This is a genomic window from Lysobacter sp. DMC104 (assembly GCF_056313665.1).
The window spans coordinates 1-19,883 of record NZ_JBQUZW010000024.1 but is presented as its reverse complement, the minus strand read 5'-3'; the positions used below and the strand labels follow the sequence as shown (position 1 = coordinate 19,883).

Annotated in this window: 17 protein-coding genes and 1 pseudogene; 14 read left to right on the top strand and 4 right to left on the bottom strand. The window is 63.7% G+C overall.

All coding sequences use genetic code 11. The features are described from left to right. The 6 genes from ACT53R_RS19405 to ACT53R_RS19380 all read left to right on the top strand — a co-directional run. On the top strand, positions 1-458 hold a 458-nt coding region (locus ACT53R_RS19405; protein ID WP_476173562.1), incomplete at its 5' end, for a hypothetical protein. Between the two features lie 73 nt (positions 459-531). Beyond that, positions 532-1,140 carry a TMEM175 family protein gene (locus ACT53R_RS19400; protein WP_476173561.1) on the top strand — a complete coding sequence of 203 codons (609 nt, stop codon included), beginning with the start codon at positions 532-534 and terminating at the stop codon, positions 1,138-1,140. Positions 1,141-1,310: 170 nt separating this feature from the next. Continuing rightward, on the top strand, positions 1,311-1,790 hold the full coding sequence (locus tag ACT53R_RS19395) for a (2Fe-2S)-binding protein (RefSeq protein ID WP_476173560.1): 480 nt from the start codon (positions 1,311-1,313) through the stop codon (positions 1,788-1,790). Beyond that, positions 1,787-3,976, top strand: coding sequence for a xanthine dehydrogenase family protein molybdopterin-binding subunit (locus tag ACT53R_RS19390; protein ID WP_476173559.1), 2,190 nt, complete (start codon positions 1,787-1,789; stop codon positions 3,974-3,976). Before ACT53R_RS19395 ends, ACT53R_RS19390 begins: the two co-directional genes overlap by 4 nt. Before the next feature lie 246 nt (positions 3,977-4,222). Beyond that, a complete protein-coding gene (gene csrA, locus ACT53R_RS19385) occupies positions 4,223-4,429 on the top strand; it encodes a carbon storage regulator CsrA (RefSeq protein ID WP_476173558.1) in 207 nt (68 codons plus the stop codon). Between the two features lie 146 nt (positions 4,430-4,575). Then, positions 4,576-5,451, top strand: coding sequence for a DMT family transporter (locus tag ACT53R_RS19380; protein WP_476173563.1), 876 nt, complete (start codon positions 4,576-4,578; stop codon positions 5,449-5,451). A 50-nt stretch (positions 5,452-5,501) separates the two neighbouring features. Here ACT53R_RS19380 and ACT53R_RS19375 read toward each other — a convergent pair whose 3' ends face one another. From ACT53R_RS19375 to ACT53R_RS19365, 3 genes are read right to left on the bottom strand one after another with little or no spacing between them, the layout of a single operon-like run. Beyond that, positions 5,502-6,812: a HAMP domain-containing sensor histidine kinase gene (locus ACT53R_RS19375; RefSeq protein WP_476173557.1), complete on the bottom strand. Its 1,311-nt coding sequence runs from the start codon at positions 6,810-6,812 to the stop codon at positions 5,502-5,504. Beyond that, complete coding sequence (locus tag ACT53R_RS19370) at positions 6,763-7,482, bottom strand: winged helix-turn-helix domain-containing protein (RefSeq protein WP_476173556.1); 720 nt, start codon at positions 7,480-7,482, stop codon at positions 6,763-6,765. The genes ACT53R_RS19375 and ACT53R_RS19370 overlap by 50 nt, the downstream gene beginning before the upstream one ends. Positions 7,483-7,521: 39 nt before the next feature. Further along, positions 7,522-8,082, bottom strand: coding sequence for a Spy/CpxP family protein refolding chaperone (locus tag ACT53R_RS19365; RefSeq protein WP_476173555.1), 561 nt, complete (start codon positions 8,080-8,082; stop codon positions 7,522-7,524). Between the two features lie 738 nt (positions 8,083-8,820). Between ACT53R_RS19365 and ACT53R_RS19360 the strand changes: the two genes are divergently transcribed. Next, entirely contained in the window at positions 8,821-10,557 is a 1,737-nt protein-coding gene (locus tag ACT53R_RS19360) for a non-canonical purine NTP pyrophosphatase (RefSeq protein ID WP_476173554.1), read from the top strand. Between the two features lie 96 nt (positions 10,558-10,653). Here the strand turns inward: ACT53R_RS19360 and ACT53R_RS19355 are convergent, their stop codons facing one another. Continuing rightward, positions 10,654-11,559 (bottom strand): LysR family transcriptional regulator, encoded by a 906-nt coding sequence (locus ACT53R_RS19355; protein WP_476173553.1) that lies wholly within the window; start codon positions 11,557-11,559, stop codon positions 10,654-10,656. 120 nt (positions 11,560-11,679) lie between these two features. Here ACT53R_RS19355 and ACT53R_RS19350 point away from each other — a divergent pair, with 120 nt between their 5' ends. The 7 genes and pseudogenes from ACT53R_RS19350 to ACT53R_RS19320 all read left to right on the top strand — a co-directional run. After that, a complete protein-coding gene (locus ACT53R_RS19350) occupies positions 11,680-12,639 on the top strand; it encodes an NADP-dependent oxidoreductase (RefSeq protein ID WP_476173552.1) in 960 nt (319 codons plus the stop codon). Positions 12,640-12,835: 196 nt separating this feature from the next. Next, complete coding sequence (locus ACT53R_RS19345; RefSeq protein WP_476173551.1) at positions 12,836-13,747, top strand: LysR family transcriptional regulator; 912 nt, start codon at positions 12,836-12,838, stop codon at positions 13,745-13,747. Between the two features lie 163 nt (positions 13,748-13,910). Further along, positions 13,911-14,408, top strand: coding sequence for a (2Fe-2S)-binding protein (locus ACT53R_RS19340; RefSeq protein WP_476173550.1), 498 nt, complete (start codon positions 13,911-13,913; stop codon positions 14,406-14,408). Then, positions 14,401-16,587 (top strand): xanthine dehydrogenase family protein molybdopterin-binding subunit, encoded by a 2,187-nt coding sequence (locus ACT53R_RS19335; protein WP_476173549.1) that lies wholly within the window; start codon positions 14,401-14,403, stop codon positions 16,585-16,587. Before ACT53R_RS19340 ends, ACT53R_RS19335 begins: the two co-directional genes overlap by 8 nt. A 27-nt stretch (positions 16,588-16,614) precedes the next feature. After that, positions 16,615-17,712: an XdhC family protein gene (locus tag ACT53R_RS19330; RefSeq protein WP_476173548.1), complete on the top strand. Its 1,098-nt coding sequence runs from the start codon at positions 16,615-16,617 to the stop codon at positions 17,710-17,712. After that, positions 17,696-18,316 (top strand): nucleotidyltransferase family protein, encoded by a 621-nt coding sequence (locus tag ACT53R_RS19325; RefSeq protein WP_476173547.1) that lies wholly within the window; start codon positions 17,696-17,698, stop codon positions 18,314-18,316. The genes ACT53R_RS19330 and ACT53R_RS19325 overlap by 17 nt, the downstream gene beginning before the upstream one ends. A 1,070-nt stretch (positions 18,317-19,386) precedes the next feature. Beyond that, positions 19,387-19,883: pseudogene (locus ACT53R_RS19320) on the top strand (transposase); the annotation flags it as partial.

The window sequence follows — 19,883 nt, the reverse complement described above, 5'->3', positions numbered from 1 at the left end:
CGGGTGCGGCGAACGGTTCGATGGACGACGCGACGCTGACGGCGAGCTTCACGTTCGACAATGCGGGTCCAGCGCTGAGCGGGACGTACACGCGGCATGACGTGACGACGGTGTCGGACACGGCGCTGGGCCTGACGAAGCGGGTGCGGAACGTGACGCAGGGGACGGCGTATGCGACGAGCAACCAGGCGCGGACGGGCGACGTGCTGGAGTACGAGGTGACGTTCCGGAACAACGGCCCGGAGTCGATCGGGACGCTGGTGGTGCACGACGCGACGCCTGCGTACACGCAGTACGTGTCGGCATCGTGCGGGGCACCGCTGCCGGCGGACCTGACGGGCTGCAGCGTGACGCAGCAGCCTGCGGTGGGCGCGGCGGGAGCGATCGACTGGACGTACGTGGGCACGCTGGCACCGGGGCAGTCGGGCAGCGTCACCTATCGGATCACGGTGCAATGAGCAGCAGCGGATGGGCGCGCACGCGACACCCGCATGCGCAACGAGACGACGACCAGGGGCGGGAGGGGCGTGCATGGGCAAGGCCATGACCAACGAACGACTGGCGGCATTCAGCGACGGCGTGATCGCGATCATCATCACGATCATGGTGCTGGAGATGAAGACGCCGGAAGGCACCGGCCTGCGCGATCTGCTCGCCATCGTGCCGGTGCTGTTGAGTTATCTGTTGAGCTTCGTCTACGTCGGCATCTACTGGAACAACCACCATCACCTCATCGCTGCGTGCAGGCATGTCAGTGGCGCGATCCTCTGGGCGAACCTGCATCTCCTGTTCTGGATGTCGCTCATTCCCTTCGCGACCGCATGGATGGACGAAACCCAGTCGTCCCCGCTCCCGATGGCGGTGTACGGAAGCGTGCTGATGATGTCGGGGGTCGGTTACTACGTGCTCCAACTGGCGATCGTGAAACGCAATGGGCAACTGGGTGCGCTGGAGCGGGAGTTGGGGAACGACTGGAAGGCACGCGGATCCATCGGCATCTACGCGGCTGCGATTCCGCTGGCGGCATGGGCGCCGCGCGTGTCCCTGATGCTCTATATCGGGGTCGCGGCGATGTGGCTCGTCCCGGATCGGCGGATCGAGCGGGCGCTGGAAGAAGACGATCAAGAGAAACATTCATGACCCACAGGGGGGCATATGAACAGAGGAGACAAGCGCGTTCCATTTGATGATCGATGCGCGCATGCCGTGCGCCGGTTCTCGCCGGACGCCAGACGCGCTGCGATGACGCGATCGCGATGCGCCACGGCAACGGGCATTCCACGCTCTCGTGCCATCACGGGAGACGTGCGATGCATTCGTTGACGATGCGGGTGAACGATCGGATGATCAGGCTTGATGTCGACGAGACCATTCCACTGCTGTGGGTGCTGCGCGACCACATCGGCCTGACAGGAACGAAATATGGATGCGACAGTGGTGCGTGCGGCGCTTGTACCGTCCTCATCGACGACGCACCGACGTGTGCATGCCGGATCAAGGCGATCGAAGCGGATGGAAAGCGGGTCACGACGATCGAAGGTGTCGAGGCGGACCCTGTCGGCCGGCAGGTACAGATCGCCTGGATGGGGCTTGACGTCGCCCAGTGCGGCTACTGCCAGTCCGGGCAGGTGATGGCCGCCACCGCGTTGCTCAGCCGCAATCGAGCGCCTTCCGACGCGGACATCGACCTCGCGATGGGCGGCAACCTCTGCCGTTGCGGCAGCTATGTGCGTATCCGCGAGGCGATCCATCGTGCCGCCGAAGCTTTGCGAGAGGAGGAATCCCCATGAACGCGCTCACGTTCGTCAATACGTCCAGGCAAGGCCATGGCAGCGAATCGGCATTCTCGTTGTCGGTGGTCCTCGCCGGCGACGACGAGGACGCGATCGCCGAACAGTCTCTTCCGGAACCGGTGGGGCTGATCCGGATCGACGCTCGCGGGATGGTGACGGTGACCTCCACGCATCGCGACATGGGCCGCAGCATCCAGGCGGTGCTCACGGCCCTGGTAGCGGAAGAGCTCGGGACGCGCTGGAACCGGATCCGTGTCGAGCGCGCGCCGGTGGAACAGCGCAACCGAGCCGAGACATTCTTCAGCGGCAACGCGGTGCCGGGCAGGACACAATCACGATCGCAATCCTCATGGCTGATGTATCGGCAGGCGGGCGCCGCGGCGCGGCGCATGTTCATCGATGCGGCCGCCAAATCCTGGGGCGTGCCTGTTGCGACCGTCGACATCCGGGACGGTACCGTCTCCGTGCCCGGGACGCGACATCGCGCTGCGCTCGGTGATCTGGCCGAAGCCGCAGCGCGACAACCGATTCCCAAGGCGGTCGCGCTGCGGGACCTCAAGGCATTCTCGCTGATCGGGCAATCGGTGCTGCAGGTGGACGGCACGGGCAAGGTGACGGGGACGGCGGCGTTCCCGATCGATCTCCGGCTCCCGGACATGCGCGTAGCGCTGGTCGCGCGACCGATGCGCCTTGGCGTCGGCATCGCCGATTTCGATGCGTCCGCGACGCTGCGCATGCCGGGCGTGCGCCATGTCGTGCAGGTGCCCACGGGCATCGCCGTGGTGGCCGACGACTTCTGGAGTGCCAGGCGGGGACGCGACGCGCTGAAGATCGACTGCGATATCCGCGATGTCTCCATGTTCTCCACGGCGCAATTACGCGCGGAACTGCTGGAAGCGACCCGGGGCGACGGCGCTGTCGCCAGCCGCAAGGGGGGCGTGGACGGGGCGTTGTCGGCGGCGCGAGGGCGCGCGGCACTGGAATTCTTCGTGCCCCATTACACACATGTCACGATGGAGCCGACGAGTTGCATCGTGCGTGTGGACGCGGATCGTTGCGAAGTCTGGGGCGGGCCGCAGATGCAACTGCTGGACCCGTTGTCGCTCGCGCGCGAGCTGGGCTTCGGTGCGGATCAGATCGAACTGCACATGATCAACGACGGCGGCAGTTTCGGTCGCCGCGCGCAGCCCAACACGCTGGCACACATCGAGGCGGTCCGGATCGCCCGCGCGATCGGCGACGGCCGGCCGCTGAAGGTGGTCTGGACGCCCGAGGAGGACATCGCCTCCGCGCAGAGCAGTTACCGGCCGGCGTATGCGCACCGCATCGAGGCTGGCTGGGACGCGACAGGCCATCTGACAGTCTGGAAACACCATGTCGCCGGCCAGCCGGTGATGGGCAGGAGCGCCGCCACGGGATCGACGCCGGGGATCGACATCTTTGCGGTCGAGGGAGGCATCGACCAGCCCTACGCCGTGGACAGCGAGCTGATGCAGTACACGCTGCGCGACGCACCGATCAACACCTCGTGGCTGCGCTCCTCCGGTGCGTTCCACAACGGCTTCGCCGTCGAGTCGATGCTTGACCACGTCGCGAGGAGCACGCAGCACGATCCGGTGGGCTATCGCCGGGCGCTGCTGCGGGACAACCCACTGGCGCTGGCGGTGCTGGACCTGGTGGTAGACAGGGCGGGTTGGTCGAGGGGGCTGTCGCCCGGCCGGCCAGGCGAACGGCGTGGACGCGGCGTGGCCATCGTGCCGACGCATCGCTCGTTTGCTGCGTCGGTGGTCGAGGTCACGGTCACGCCGGACGATGAGATCGTGGTTGACCGCGTGGTGACGGCGCTGGACTGCGGGCACGTGACCGATGCCGACGCCGTGATCGCGCAGGCGCACAGCGCCACTGCCTGGGCGCTCGCCGCAGGGCTCTACGGGAAGATCACGTTCCGCGATGGTGCTGTGGTCGAACGCGACTTCGACACCTTCCGGATCGCACGCATCTTCCAGATGCCCCGGGTCGATGTGCATCTGATGCCTTCCGATGCCACCGCGAAAGGCACCGGTGAGGTGCCCGGAAGCACGGTCGTGCCGGCACTGGCGAACGCGATTTTCGACGCCACCGGACAGCGGTTGACCCGGTTGCCGCTGACGCTGCATGCGCAGGACGAAGGCGATGTCTCGTGACCACTCGAAGTGCTACGCGGACGCCGGTGTCCAGTGCGGTTCTTCTGATTCGCAAGCCGCCGGATGCCGATCGCCAGGTTGGCTGGAGCGGGCGGCGTCCGGATCGGTGCGATCACGAGACGGACGACCATGCGGACAGCGCCGAACCGCCGTAGCGCGGAGGCGATGCGTACGAAGATGCCAGGCGGAGCGGGATGTGCGCCGTGGCGATATCGACAGGCAAGAAACTGGCAAAGGAGTGGGTCGATGTTGATCCTGACAAGGCGTATCGGCGAAAAGCTGCGCATCGGGGATTCCGTCACGATCATCGTGCTCGGCGCGCGTGGCGCGCAAGTGCAGATCGGCGTGGAAGCCCCGCAGGAGGTGGCCGTGCATCGCGAGGAAGTGTACCGACGCATCCGGACGGAAGCGGCGCGGTGCCGACGCGAAGTGGGCGACACGTCAGACCGGTGAATCCGGAAGTGTGAGTTCGACGCCGGGATGCGACCGGCATCCGGTTCCGGTCAGTGGTGGCGGGGCATCCTGTCGCGATCGTCCGATCGTGGGCTGCTCCCGCAGACCGCGGTCCACACGTCATATTTACTCGCCAAGGATCCGGCATGAACCCACACACCCGCGGCGCGCTGCTGATGCTCTGCAGCGCTTGCCTGTACGGCATGATGACGGTGGCGACGAGGCTTTCATCCGTGTCGATGTCCGCTTTCGAGATCGCCTTCTTCCGCAACTTCTTCGGCTTGGCCGTCGTGCTTCCGCTGGTCTCCACCGACCGGCGGGCGATCTTCCGGGCGATGTCGCAGCGACGGTACCTCGAACGCAGCATCACCGGCGTGCTGGCGATGTTCTGCAGTTGCTGGGCGATCGGGCATCTCCCGCTTGCACAGGCGATCGCACTGGCCTACTCGACGCCGCTGTTCGCCGCCCTGGGTGCGCTGGTGCTTTTGCACGAACGGGTGGGCGTCGCGCGCTGGTCAGCGGTCATCCTCGGATTCTCGGGAGTGCTGATGGTCGTGCGCCCGGGTGCGGTCGGCATCGACAGCGGCATCCTCGTCGCCCTGTCCGGCGCCGTGCTCCTCGCCTTCGTGTCGATCCAGATCAAGCGTCTGCTGCGCACCGAGCCCGGCGATCGCGTCGTGGCGGTCACCACGTTGCTCTGGGTGCCGCTCTCGCTTGGGCCCGCACTGTTCACCTGGACGTGGCCGCACGGTCTTGCGTGGCTGTGGGCAGGCGCCGTCGGCGTATTGGGGACGGCCGCCCATCTGCTCTGGGTCCGTGCCATGCGGCTCGGCGAGGTGTCCGTGCTGACGCCGATCAGTTTCGTCCAATTGCCGATCGCACTGACGATCGGCTTTTTCATGATGGGCGAGGAGATCGATCGTGACACGATGATCGGCACCGCGATCATCCTGGCCGCGAATGCGGGGCTGGTGCGGCATGGTGCCCGGCCATCGCAGCACGAGACCCGTCCGCAGCGCTGATGGTCATGGTACGCAGGGATTTCCGCGGCGACGACTCCGGCGCCGACCGCTCACGAGGCGGGTCGGTCGCCTTCCGCGCCCTCTTGCGGCAGATCCACACGGAAGCATGTGCCGCCGCCTGCTCGCGACAGGACGCGGACATCGCCGCCCAGCGATCGCGCGATCTGCCGGACCAGACTCAGGCCCAGGCCCACGCCGCCGTCGCGTTCCCGATGGCCGGGCATGCGGTAGAACGGCTCGAAGATGCGTTCACGCTCGATTTCGGGGATGCCCGGGCCGCGGTCGAGAACGTCAAGGATTACCCGTTCGCCGTGGCGCTCGATGTGCAGCTCGGTCGTGCCGGCGATGCCGTAGCGTTGGGCGTTCTCCAGGAGGTTGCGTATCAGCTGCCGCAGCAGGCGGGCATCGCTGTGCACGCCACAGGGAGCGGTGTGCAGGGGCGCACCGACGCGCGCGCACTCCTCCGTGGCCAGGGCTGCGAGATCCACGGGGACATGCTCGATGCTGGCCGAGGCCGCATCCAGGCGATTGGTCAGCAACAGTTCGCTGATGAGCGTGTCGAGTTCGCCGACGTTGCGCGAGAGTTCCTCGGCCAGCGCCGGTTGCGCTGCGGTGTCCAGCAGTTCGACTGCCATGCGCAAGCGCGCCAGCGGGGATCGCAGTTCGTGCGAAGCATTGGCGAGCAGATCCTTCTGTGCGCGCAGAAGTGTCTCGATCCTGGCGGCGGCGAGGTTGAAGCTCTGCGCAAGGCGCGCGATCTCGTCATGTCCTTCCACCGCCACGCGGCTGCCGAGTTCGCCCGAGCCGAAGGTTTCCACGCTGCTCTGGAGCCGCTCCAGCCGTCTGGTGATCCGGCGCGTCAGTGGATAGGCGACCAGTGCCACGGCCAACAGGATGGACAGCGGTACGAACAGTACGCCCCATGGCGACCCGCCCAGGACGGGGCGCAGCAGCAGGGCCCGGCCGTCGGCGAGCTTCACGCGATGTTCCGCCATCGGTGGCGTGATGCCGTGGCCCGGCGGCGTGGCCGTGGACGTGGCGATCAGATGGCCATCGGGCGCATAGAGCGTCATGTCGACCCGCAGTTCCCGCCGCCAGTGGAGGAGGGCGTTCCTCTGCATCAGGACATCGGCGGAAGCGGGCGGCAACAGGGCGGTCGCCACCGCGCCCAGCCCCGATGACGGAAGGATGTCCCACCGACTGCGCTGCGTTCGGGCCGCGAAGGCCAGCAGCAGCGCCGAAAGGAGCAGGCCACCGAGCACGGCGAGGTAGACGCGCCACCACAGCCGTTGTGTCCAGCGTGGCCGTCCTTCAGGCGTGGGCCGTCGGGTCGTCTTGATCCTGCGTTTTCGCGAAGACATAGCCGGCCCCTCGTACGGTGAGAATGCGTTTGGGGTGCTTGGGATCTTCTTCCAGCACCTGACGAAGACGCGCGATATGCACGTCGATCGAGCGGTCGAAGGCTTCCAGCGTCCCGCCCTTCACTACATCCAGCAGGACGTCCCGCGACAGGACTCGCCCCGCGCGTTCCGCCAGTGCCAGCAGCAGATCGAACTGGTAGGCGGTCAGCGGGCGCACGTCGCCGTCCAGGCGCACCTGGCGCGCGCCCTTGTCGATGATCAGACGGCCGAACGGCAGGACATCCGCGGGGGCGGTCGCTTGTTCCGGACGACGGCGCAGCACGGCGCGCATGCGCGCGAGCAGTTCGCGTGGCTCGAACGGCTTGGCGATGTAGTCGTCTGCACCGAGTTCCAGACCGACCACGCGGTCCATCGGATCGCCCTTGGCCGTGAGCATCAGGATCGGCAGGTTTGCGGCATGACCGGGCAGCCGGCGGATCGCGCGGCAGACATCCAGGCCATCGGCGTCGGGCAGCATCAGGTCCAGCAGCACCAATGCGATCCCGGCTGAGGTGGGTTGCTGCAACCGCTGCAGTCCAGCGGCAGCGGTCTCGACCGGCGTGACCGAGAACCCGTTCTTCGCGAGATACGCGACGACCATCGCCGAAAGGCGATGGTCGTCCTCGATCATGAGTACTTGATGCATACCCGATTCGGAAGCCTGCACGGCTCAGGGCTCGAAATGGCGCTCGAACTTCTGAGCGAGTTCGGTACGCTGGGAGGGGGTCAACACTTCGGCAGCATCAGCCAGATGAGTGCTGGTGATCCGCGATGCCTGGTCGGCCAGCGCCAACTGGCTAACGCGGAGATCTTCCAGTGCGACACGGTCGATCTTCGGTGCGGACAGCAGTGCAACCAACTGCTTGCGCGCCTGATCGGCCTGTGCCTGCATGGGGGCGATCTGTCGGTAAGTGTCCCGGGCAATGGCCGTCACCTGCGCCTTCTGGGCGTCAGTGGCATCCGTCACCACGTGGTCGACCATGCGCTCCACCTGTGCCTCGCTGAAACGCGGGCCGCCGAAACCGTGATGCGGACCGTGCCCGTGGCAGGCCATGGCCGCGAGGACCAGTGCCAGAGTCAGCACGCCAAGGCCGATCGGCCAGCGCCGGCGCGGACGGCGCCTGTCGGCACAGCGGCGGCGGCAACCGCCGCGGGACGCCTCATCCGGTGTGGACGTCGGTGGCGCCGCACGCGTCGCACTGGGTTCGGTATTTTCAGGGCATGTGTTCATGGCGGTGTCCTCGTGTCGCGAAACACGGATTGCGTTTCGTCGTGGCGCACAATCTGGACGCCCCATGTTTCGCGATGATTGGGCGAAGTGCAAAGAATTGCAAAGTCCATTGCAGGTTGTTGAAACGATTTCCCTGATCCCCTTTGTCGGGACTCGCTCGCGACGAACCAATCGGTTACGTGCTTGTTTCGTCGTCGCAGCCGTCCCTGGCCTGCGCCAGCAGGCGACTTTTCAAAAGCCTGCAAGCTCAAGGGGAGGCGCCACACTCATGGGCTGGCACGGGAAGTCAGCCGTCGGATTGCCTGCGACGAGCGTGTTGCTGGACGAAAGAAACTCAGTTCATCCAACCGGAACTTGCACGTGTGGAATCGGTGGGAAACTGGCAGCCCAGATACGTTCGACGCTGCCGGGAATGCAGTTCTGTCTCCTCGGCGGGGAGTTCGAGTCGCGCAGATGCATTGTGCCGTGGTTGCGAAGGGAGAGCCGGAACAAATCGTGCCCTTGGTACTGATGTCGCTGGCGTTTTTCATGGGGTGTCGCCGTGATGGTTCGTCGTGGCCTTGAAGCACTTGCGCCAAGCGTGTGTCTTCACGCCTGAAGGGCGCGCGTGCCGTGCGATGAGGTGAGAACGACAATCCCGGTCGCCGAACGGTTGGATGCGCTCATCCCGGAGAATGCGGGGATATCGGCATCTTGCGGTCTCATCACATTGGGTTCGGGACGAAGGATCGGAGGGACATGCACATGACCATGCCATCGACGATTTCGCTGGCGTTGCTCGGGCGGGTGGCGCTCGCCACCACAAGCGACGAGAAGAAGCGACGCATCCTGCGTCTGATGGATCCCACGGACTGGCACCTCGTCGTCAATGCGGGTCGATCGTCGGGGAATGAGCCGGATGTCGCCGAAGTGGGCAATGAATCTGCCAATGCCATCGAGAAGGCAGTTGCATTCTCGCGTGCTTTCGGTTGCCCAGCGCTGGGATGGGACATGGGGCTGTACTTCGATCACCTGCCAGGGCCCGGTGCGTTCATCAAGAAGGTGGGATCGACAGGTGGTGAAGGCACGCCGCAGGAAATCTTCGCCGCATACCGGTCATTGCTCGACACTGTTCCTCTGCATCGCCGTACCGGCCATATCAAGAATGCCCTGGCACTGGCGATGCCGAGCGGCCGGATCTACGTCACGATTGTCCACCATCGAGCGCGCTTTACCACGGATGGCGAGTTCTCACCAGATGGGAGCCCCTTGGACGGACTTCTCGTGCTCGAAGATTCGATGGCGCCCTATTCGACGCTGGGCGAAAGCGAGCGCACTTCCGTGGATCGTGGTCTGCGGGAGGCAATTGCGCGGCTCGTCACAGAGTACAGGGCGGATCGACTCGGGAAAGACACGCGACGTAGCGTGCTTTCCCCGCACCAAGGGGGTGTGCGGTATGTATTCGGCGACCCGCAGATCAGACGCTATCACGCGCAGGATTGTGAGGCGATCGACGATCTGACGCAGGAACTTGGGAATTTCTACGGGGGGCACAAGAGAGGATGGGCGACGGCGCAATATGGTGCGCTGGGCGACGGTGTCGATCCCTACGGCTTCCTTTCCAGATGGCGTCAACTGCTCGTGTTGAGCGACGGTCGTGTTCCGATTGCCATGACATCGGTCGTCTGGAAGCGTGGTGGCGCATTGAAGATCAATACGGTTGCGGTTTCATCGGTCAATGCCCGGCAAGGACTTGGACGACGACTGATAAAAGAGGCGCTCGATCTCGCGTGTGCTATCGGGGCGCGCAAAGTGTATTGCACAGCCGCTCGGGAAAACGCCGCCGCCTGTGGACTCTTCACCAGTCTGAAGTTCCAGGAAGAGGCGCGATTGCCGAACCAGTACATGACAGACTGCACCGAGGTGGTCTACGGACTGCTCTTTCAAGCGCCTGCGCCGCAGGAGCACTCGATCGCGCGGATGCTTCTCCAGGCGCCAGACGTCGACGTCGACGTGCACCTTCTGGATACGGTGGCTGAAAAGTCCGCATTCTCCTCACTGATTTCTGAGCATTACGCCGGCTGGCATAACGATGTGGGCGGAGATTTCGTCGAGGCGATGATTCGCGGGAGCGATCGAGGTCTCGATGTCGAGACCAAAGGGAAGGTGATCTTGGTGACGAAGGATCGGCTTGGCGCGATCAGAGGGGCAGGCGTTTTGACGCTCAAGCGCGGAGAGGTCGGCAGAGCGTGCGCGGTCAAGCTCGACCCATATTTGGGAGACCGGGCCTCGTTGTCAGCTATTGCACAACGAGCTCGGAACATCGCCAGTGAGCACATGGCCACGAAGATTTACACGTTCGCACCGACCTCGGATCAGCGAGTACATCCTTTGCTCGGCGACTTGGGATTCACAAGGAGAGGTCGGTTGCGGGAAGCCTACAAGGCCGCCTGCGATCTGATTGTCTACGATGCCGCGCTGCCGGTGCATGCTTAGAGTGGCTCGGCTGATGCGAACTACAACGTTCACCGGATCGCCGGCGCGATGCATCATCGGTGTGCTCAGGGGAAAACCGTCCGCGGAGACAGGCCGTCATGTGACGCTGAAACGATCCGTGATGAAGTCGATCAGGGCTTTCACGCCAGCGGTGTGTTGGCGGGACGTTGTCACGGCATGTACCGGAAGCGAAGGCAGCTCCCAGTCCGGCAGCACCGGAACCAGGCGGCCCGCATGAATCGATTCGCGGCTCAGCGTTGGCGACAACGTGGCGATGCCCATCTCAAGCTCGGCCAGGGTGCGCATCAGGCCGTGATTGTTGACAGCGAAACGTCCGCTGACCTTCACCGCCGTCGGTTGGGACCGGTTTTGTTCGAAGTGCCAGGTGGTCGATTTCTTTCCGGGGCCGACGAAGATGCAGTCGTGGTCCGCCAGTTGCGAGGGCTGGGACGGGGCGCCGTGGCGTTTGAGGTATCCGGGTGCTGCGAACAACCGCTGTTCGATCCAGCCGACGCGCCGGGAGATCAGGTTCTCCTGGTGCACGGGGCCGATCCGGAACGAGAGATCGTACTTGTCGCCAAGCAGATCGCGATGCTGCGGCGAGAGGTCGATCTCGAAACGCACGGAGGGATAGTGCCTCGCATACAAGGTCAGGATTGGGCACAGGACGATGATGCCGAGGTCGACGGGCATGGTGGTGCGAAGCAGCCCGGAAGGGCTGCTGCCTTCGAGCAGCAGTGCATCTTTCAGCTGTTCCGCGTCTTCGATGAGCTTGCTGCAGCGCTCGAAATAGCGCTCGCCCGCGTTCGTGAGTTCAACCCGACGTGTCGTCCGGTTGAAGAGGCGGATGTTCGTCGTCTTCTCGAGTGCGCTGATGTGCCGAGAAAGCGTAGCTGCAGACAGGCCGAGGTTCTCTGCCGCCCTGCTGAAGCTGTGAGTTCGCGCAACCTCGACGAACATCGCGATGTCCTGGAGGCTGGAAAAATGTCCCTTGACTTCCATTGGCGGAGACTGCTTGTTCGATTCTGTCGTCAATTGCAAAGAAGAATTTTACTCCTGTCTGTTCTGCATGAATGAGAAGTTCACTATGTTTTGGCTATGGGGCGAGCAGGAAAGAGACGAATGAAGGCCATCCAGATTCTTGCTCACGGCGGTGTCGAAGCGATGCAATTGAGAGAGGTTCCCATCCCGGATTGCGGGGTGAACGACATTCTGGTCCGGGTCGTCGCCGCCGGTGTCAATCCAATCGACTGGAAGATCAGGGCGGGGCTGTTGCCTCAGTGGGGAAAGCGGCGCTTCCCGTTCACCCTCGGGTGGGCGGCAGCTGGAACGGTAACCCTCGCGGGCAGCAACGTGAAATCGTTCAGGGCAGGCGATGATGTCTTCTTCTACAGCGAGCTCGATCGGGGCGGGGCATACGCCGAGTATGTTGTGGTGGATGCCTCTCAGGCTGCCAGCAAGCCGAGCACGATGTGCTTCGCGGCAGCGGCGGCTCTTCCGATGTCGGGACAAGCGGCATGGGCGGCGCTGGTAGAGACAGCGCAGGTCAAACGTGGAATGCGCGTGCTGATCCACGGTGCAGCCGGCGCGGTGGGCAGCGTGGCGGTCCAGCTCGCGCACAATGCCGGTGCAGAAGTGATCGCCATCGCCAGTGGTGCCGGCATGAGGTTCGTTGCCGGACTCGGTGCCGACACGGTCATCGACTATCGAAGTGGTCCGATTGAAGACCATGTCCGTGGCGTTGATGTGGTGCTGGACACGATCGGTGGCGATGTGCAGGAGTCTTCATGGGCGCTGCTGAAGCCAGGGGGCTTGCTCGTCGCCACGGCTGTGCCGCCTGCGCCTGGGCGCGCGGAACGGGCGGGTGTACGGAGCGCTTTCATCTTCACCTGGCCCGATGGGAGTGTCCTGCACGAACTCGCCCAGCGGGTTGAGAGTGGGCGGCTCAACGTCATGGTCGGTGAGGAGTTCGCGCTCGCGGATGCGCCTCTGGCGCATCGGCTGGGCGAGACCCGGAGTGCAAGGGGAAAGATGGTGCTACATGTCGCAGCGCCGGCGTTGTCAACGGACGCGCTCATCTGAAGGGATTCGCCTGGAGCAGGCGATAAGTGTTCTTGGGTAGTGAGTGCTGAGAGGAATTCCGGCCGTTGGCAGGGTTCGGTTCTCGCTGCCCTGGCATGTGCGTGCAGGTCGGCAGTACGCGCAACCTGTTGAAGAGGCGGATAACCGAAAACACTTGAGGCGATGCCAAGGAGGTGTTGTGATCGAAATTGTTGACATGATGACGTTCGTGACGGTAGTCCGGCATTCCAGTTTCACGGAGGCCGCGCTGCGGCTGGGTGTCGCGAAATCGGCGGTCAGTCGCCGCATCAGCGACATGGAGCGAAAGCTCGGTGTCCTGCTGTTCGACCGATCCACCCGGAAAGTCTGCCTCAGTGAGTTGGGTGGTCTCTATTACGCCAAGTGCGTGCAGATCATCGATCTCGCCGAAGCCGCGAAGACCTGCGTGATCGATGGCAATCACCAGATGGACGGGCGACTCAGCGTCGTCATGCCCGCGCTCCTGGGCGATCTGGTCTTCTCATCCGTCCTCTCACAGTTCGCCGAAAGCTTTCCGTCGGTCAGGCTCGGCGTCAATGGTGTCATGGCCGATGTCCAGGAGTTGATCAGTCGGGATTTCGAGGCATTCGACATCGCCGTTCACGTCGGTGAAACACGGGATTCCCGCTGGATCGCGCGTCGGCTCGGCGATCTGAGTTACCGGCTCTACGCCAGCCCGGAATATCTCGGGCAATTTGGTCGACCCGATTGCCCTGATGAGTTGACGACGCACTATGGATTGACCGAATCGCGGCTACACGATGGATGGGAGTTGGAGTCGGCGACGAGGAACTGTCGGGCGGTTCCACGCGATCGGCTGTGCAGCAACAACTTGCAGGTACTGCTTGATGCAGCCGACAGGGGGCTCGGCATCGTTCTGGCACCGGAAATTGCGGTTGCTCGAGCAATGGCGCACGGCCGTCTCGAATGTCTGCTCCCGGATTGGGTCAACGTGCGGCCCGTTACCGCGCTCTATCCGGCGAGTCGCCGCCACTGTGACAAGGTGAAGAGGCTGATGGATCTGCTGTCTGGTGGCATGGAGGCGGCAAACGGGCGCCGACGAGAGGAACGAATCACCGCTCACGGCTAGCTGGAGGGGGCTTGGCTGATGCTTGAGGAATCCCGTCCGGTTTATGTGAAAAATTAGTTCTCGTATAGAAAACTCTTCGGCTGCGCCGACAGTTGGATCCAGAATTACATTGTGCACTGCACGCATTCCTTCGTGGATCGACGAACGAGACGGGAATATCGCAATGACCTTCCTGATCAACGGCAATGCCATAACGGTCCCGCAGGACATTCCCGGAGACATGCCCCTGTTGTGGTTCCTGCGCGACTATCTGGGGCTCACTGGGACCAAGTACGGATGCGGCCACGGGGTGTGTGGTGCCTGCATCGTGGTGATCGACGGCGCGCAGGCCCATGCCTGCCAGACGATGGTCGCTGAGGTCGACGGGACCTCCGTGGTGACCATCGAAGGTCAGCATGGCGCCGTGGCCGAAGCTCTGTTCGATGCGTGGAAATCGATGGATGTCGCGCAGTGTGGATTCTGCCAGCCTGGGCAGATCAATAGCGCCAGCGTGCTGCTGAGCACGTGCCCCGAGCCGGAGGACGCCGACATCGACATCGCGATGCGGCACAACCTCTGCCGATGCGCGACCTACCAGCGGATCCGTGCGGCCATCCATGTCGCTTCCGTCAGCCTTTCGGGGAGCCGGTGTACATCCACGGAGGGAGAACGCCATGAATGAAGAATCCCAGGACACCATTGTCTTTCCTCACCCGTCCATGCCGTTGGCGTTCATCCGGATCAACCCGGACGACACCGTCACCGTGATCAGCAAGACGCTCGAGATGGGGCAGGGCATCCATACCGGGCACGCCACGCTCGTCGCTGATGAGATCGATGCCGACCCAAGCCAGATTCGGGTCGAGATGGCGCCTTCCGAAGCAGGATTCCAGGCCGTCTACGGCAATGTCCTGATGGGAGGGATGCAAGGAACGGGCGGCAATACGGGGATGCAGTCGTCCTTCATGATGTACCGGATGGCGGGTGCGGGGATGCGCAGGATGATCCTGTCCGCAGCTTCGAAGCGTCTGTGCGTCGATGCGGGAATGCTCCGTATCGAGCGGGGTCGAGTCATCGATCCCGTGAGCGGCCGGTACCTGCGCTTCGGGGACATCGCCGATGATGTCATGGTCGAACCGGAACCTGTCGACGCGACACCGAAGTCCCCGCAGGACTACACCTACATCGGCAAGCACTTCCCGCGCATCGACACAGAGGCGAAGATCCACGGGCAGGAGCGATATCCGCAGGATGTCCATCTGCCTGACATGCTGGTCGCCGTGATCGCCAGGCCGTCGAGACTTGGGGGCAAGGTGACTTCGTTCGACGCGAGCGGGGCGTGCGCGTTCCCGGGAGTACGCCATGTCGTGGATGTCGCGCCTTATGGCGTGGCTGTCGTCGCGGACAATTTCTGGTGCGCCTTCGAAGGCCGAAAACGCCTGAAAATCGAGTGGGACGATGCGCTGTCGGTCAGGCTGGGATCGGACAAGATCAAGGTCACGCTGCGCGGGCTCCTGGATACGCCCGGGGACGACGCGCTCGTGCGGGGAGAGCCTGAGCGGGCCTTCTCGTCGGCCGCCCAAGTTCTGGAGGGCGAATACTGGGTACCGTTCCATGCGCATGCGCCGATGGAAACCGTGTCGTGCATCATGCAATTGGGCGAGAACCGCGTTGAACTGTGGGGTGGCTCTCAGGTCTTCGGGTTCGACAGCATCAATATCGCGCAGGCACTTGGTGTGCCGCCGGATACGGTGATCGCGCACAACTTCAGGCTGGGTGGCAGCTTTGGCCGCTGGTACGGACCGGAAGCCACACCGTGGCTGGAATGCCTGGCCACCATCCGCGCCCTCAAGCTCACTACGCCGCTGAAGCTCTGCTACAGCCGCGAGGACGACTTGATGGTGACCAGTTGCTTCTATCGCCCCGCCTACGCGCATCGCATACGCAGCGCGCTGGACGGTGATGGTCGGATGCTGGCAGTCGAGCATCGGATTTCCGGGCAGTCGATGCTGAAGGGAACCCTGATGGCGCACGGGATGGTCGACGAACGCGGCATCGATTTCATGTCGGTGGAATCCTCGGTCAACATAGCCTACGCATGGCCGAACTATCGCGTCGGATTGCACTCGCCGGAGATCCCTTACCGCGCTTCACCCACGCGTTTCGGAGGGACACTGCACAACGGTTTCGCGAACGAGGTGTTCATCGATGAGTGCGCGAATGCTGCGGGTATCGACCCTGTCGATTATCGCCTGATGCATCTTCCGGAATCGGCGAGAGAGCGAGGTTGTCTGTCTCTCGTCGCGGAACGCGCGCAATGGAGTCGTCCGATGGCGCCGGTGGCGCCGGGCGAGCGTCGCGGCCGTGGCGTTGCGGTCACCACATCGCACCGTTCGTTCAGCGCGTGCGTCGTCGAAGTCACGGTCTCGCACGACCATCGCTGGACCATCGATCGGGTGGTGGTTGCGATCGACTGCGGCACGGTCATCAACCCAGACAATCTGCGTTCCCAGTTGGAGGGGAGCGTCGGGTTCAGCGTGGCGCTCGCGCGCTATGCGGAAATCACCTTCGTCGATGGCATATGCCAACAGCAGTACTACACCGACTATCGCATCACCCGCATGGACACGATGCCGCGGGTGGAAGCGCATTTCGTGGAGTCAGCACAGGGGCCGTCCGGCGCTGGTGAGACCATCGGATCGTCAGTGATTCCAGCAATTGCCAACGCGATCGCGAATGCGACTGGCCTTCGTCTTCGTTCCTTGCCGTTGCGCCTTCCCGGGGAGCCGGAGGACGCGAACTGGGAGGCCCCCGCCCGCCTCAATGCGTTCCGCAACGCGCCCGCCCGTGACAACCATTGATCGCCACCGGATCCTGCATAGGCTGAAATGAACGAGTCTAGCGAATTTCCGGTGCTGCATGCCGCGCTGGCGGACTTGGCGACCGGCGGAGTGCGCAACAAATTCGCGCTGGCCACGATCGTGCGGACGTCGGGCCCGGCGTTCCGCCGCGCCGGCGCGAGCATGTTGATCTCGGAAGACGGCAGCATCTTCTGCGCGCTGTCTGGCGGGTGCCCGCAGCGAGACATCGCGCTGCGTGCTGCGCGCGTGATCGAAAATGACCGCGCGGAGATAGCCAAGTACGACGAGCATTCCGGCCTCGATGTCCTTGTCGAGATGGGCTGTGGCGGCGAGTTGGAGGTGCTGATTGAGCCCTTGTCATCGGCCTCTGATGTTGCTTTTTTCGCCGCACTTCAAGCGGCTTGGGGCGCGCGGATTCCGGCCGCGATGGCGACCTGCTTCGTCGAGAACGATTCGGTGATGCCGCGCCCCCGACGCGCCATTGTGGCCGGCGATTCGCTGTGGACAGGCGCAGATATCGGCGTGGTCGACCCTGCGTTCAGAGCGTGGCTTACGCCACTGCCCTGTCATCCGGAAACGCCGGCGCGCACGGTGACAATCGGCGGTGGCAGGCGTGTGCTGCTCGAAACGATCCAGCCGTCGCCTTGTCTCCTGATCATCGGAAGGAATACCGTTGCCGACGATCTGGCATGCGTCGTGTCGTACCTCGGGTGGCAGGTATTGATGATCTCGATGGATACGCCATCGCCCCCTGTCGTGGCAGGTGTGGCGGTCATGCAGGCACGTCCTGAGCAGCTTCTTTCGCGCGTCCAAATCGACCGCTACACGGCAGCAGTGGTGATGACCTTCGCTATCGAGCGCGATGTCGATTACCTGCGCGTGTTGCAGGAAACCGGGTTGTTCTATCTCGGCGCGATCGCGTCCCGCGAACGCGCTGACAAGATGCGGTGTCGGCTTGAGCCGGGGGCGGACCTCGCGCACATGCCGGCAGGGTTACGACTGGGGGCTGAGACACCCAGGGAAATCGCGCTTTCGATCGCTGCCGAGATTGTCGCGGCATTGCGCGGTGGTGATGGCACGCCGCTTAACAGTGGCCGGCATGCCATCCATGATCGCGCCGCCTGATCGGCCCTGGATCATGCTGATGGCCGCGGGCCGTGCCACGCGCTTTGGATCGAACAAGCTGATCGCCCGGTTTGATGGGCGACCCATCCTCGCCAGAAGCGCTGCCGTCGCGATAGCAACGGGCCTGCGCGTCGTTGTTGTCCTCGGCGCCTATGCGACCGAACTTCGCGCCGTAGTCGAAGGGATGGATGTCGCCACCGATTTCAATCCGGAGTGGTCTCGGGGGCTGGGAAATTCCATCGCGCACGGCATTCGCACCTTGGCGATGATGCCGGCACCGCCATCGTCCGTGATCATCGCGATGGCCGACCAGATCGCACTGACGCCAGCGTCGTATGCGGCTTTGATGGCGCGTCATCTCGAAGCCGGCGGGGATGGCATCGTCGTCTCACGCTGCGCCGATGTGCACGGTCCGCCCTGCCTGTTCCCGGCCGTGGCGTTCCCGGCGCTGATGGCGCTCGACGGGGAGTCCGGCGCGCGTCGCGTCCTCATGACATGGCCGCACCGCATGACGCGATGCGAGCTTCCGGAAGCGGCGGTCGACATCGATACGATCGGCGATCTTCAGAGGTACTCGCGACTATCCTCTGCGGCAAGCCTTTGAAAGGATGGTAATTATCATGCATATCTCGCGCGATCCGCTTCCAGTGTCAGTTGTTCCGCAACATCGAATTCAAAATTGTTCGGCGAAGAACCCGCAGGTAATCAGATGATGTGAAGATAGGCCCACTCGCAATCTTGGATGCGATCCATAACGGGTGCATCGAACGTTCGAGATCTTGTTCCCATCGTGCGACGCTGTTCTCATCGCACGCAGTGATCTCCGCAGGACCCCCCTGCGGACGTGGGCCTCAAGTAGAGGTACCACATCCTGTCGGTCCCCGTGGCAAGCGGGAGCGTTGTCAGGACGCCCTGAAGCCGTCAGGAGGCGCGCCGTGAGGCGCCCCGGTGTCAAAAGGAGAGGGGGAAGCACTGCCCCCTCTCCTTTTTTTGGAAGCCGGCGTTGGCGTCGAAGATTCGAATCGTCAGCCATGACATACGCCGATCAGATGAGGTTGGAGCGTTCAGGAGTTGTCAGCGGCTCGCGGATTCTTTAGACAGCCGCTTGTTGCGTACGCGCATCAGATTCAGCTTCAGACTTGCCAACTCCGGATTTTGCCGTAGCCGGTAGGCCGCAGCGCTTCGACGTACAGAAGCCCGAAGCCGTCACCTGCGTTGTCATTCAGGTGAGCTGCGATTATCGGGCTACCTTCCTGTCAACGGAGGCGACCGTGCCGCGAAGAGCGCGGCAGGCTCTGCGTATGGTTGCCGCGCCGGACGCTCAGCCCGTGGGCCATCAGCATCGTCGGGCTCAGCTTCAGTCATCGCGTTTGGATCACTGCTTTCGCGACAGCATGCCCTTCAGCGTCTGGTGTTCCAGTGCACGATCCGCATACAACTGCTTGAGCCGGGCCAAGTCGGCCTCGATATCCTTCGTGCGGCGCAATTCGGAGACCCCAGTGCTGGGGCATTTCGCTCTCTAGACGCAATACGCCAGCTTCGTTGATTGCGTACTTGTCGCACACCTCGGCAGCCTTTGCTCCAGACTCCATCTTGCACAGGATCCTGACCTGAGACGAATCATGTAGCCGCCCGGGAGGTGAGTTCTCTACCCTCGACAGACAAGGAGAACTCATGAAGAAGCGTTTCACCGATGAGCAGGTCATCGCGAACCTGCGGGAAGCCGAGGCAGGCACGGCACCGATCAAGGCACTGTGCAAGAAGCACAACATCAGCGAGCAGACGTTCTTCCGGTGGCGCAACCGCTTCGGCGGAATGGACGTGCCGGACGCCAGGCGGCTGAAGGATCTGGAATCGGAGAACGCCCGGCTCAAGCGGCTCGTGGCCGAGCAGATGCTGGTGATCGACGGGATGAAGGAGATCGTCCGAAAAAAATGACATCCCCGCCGGGGCGGCGCGCTGCGTTGGTCGCGTTGACCCGTCGGGGACTGTCGCAGCGCAAGGCCTGCCGCTACCTGTGCCTGAGCCGGCGAATTGCGGGCTATGCGCTTCGCCAGCCGGCTGCGGACCAGACTCTGGCCGAGCGGCTGCTGGCGGCGTCACCGCAGGTGCCGCGGTTCGGCTACCGGCGGATGGCGGCCTGGCTCGGCGTGGGGGAGGCCCGGGTCCGG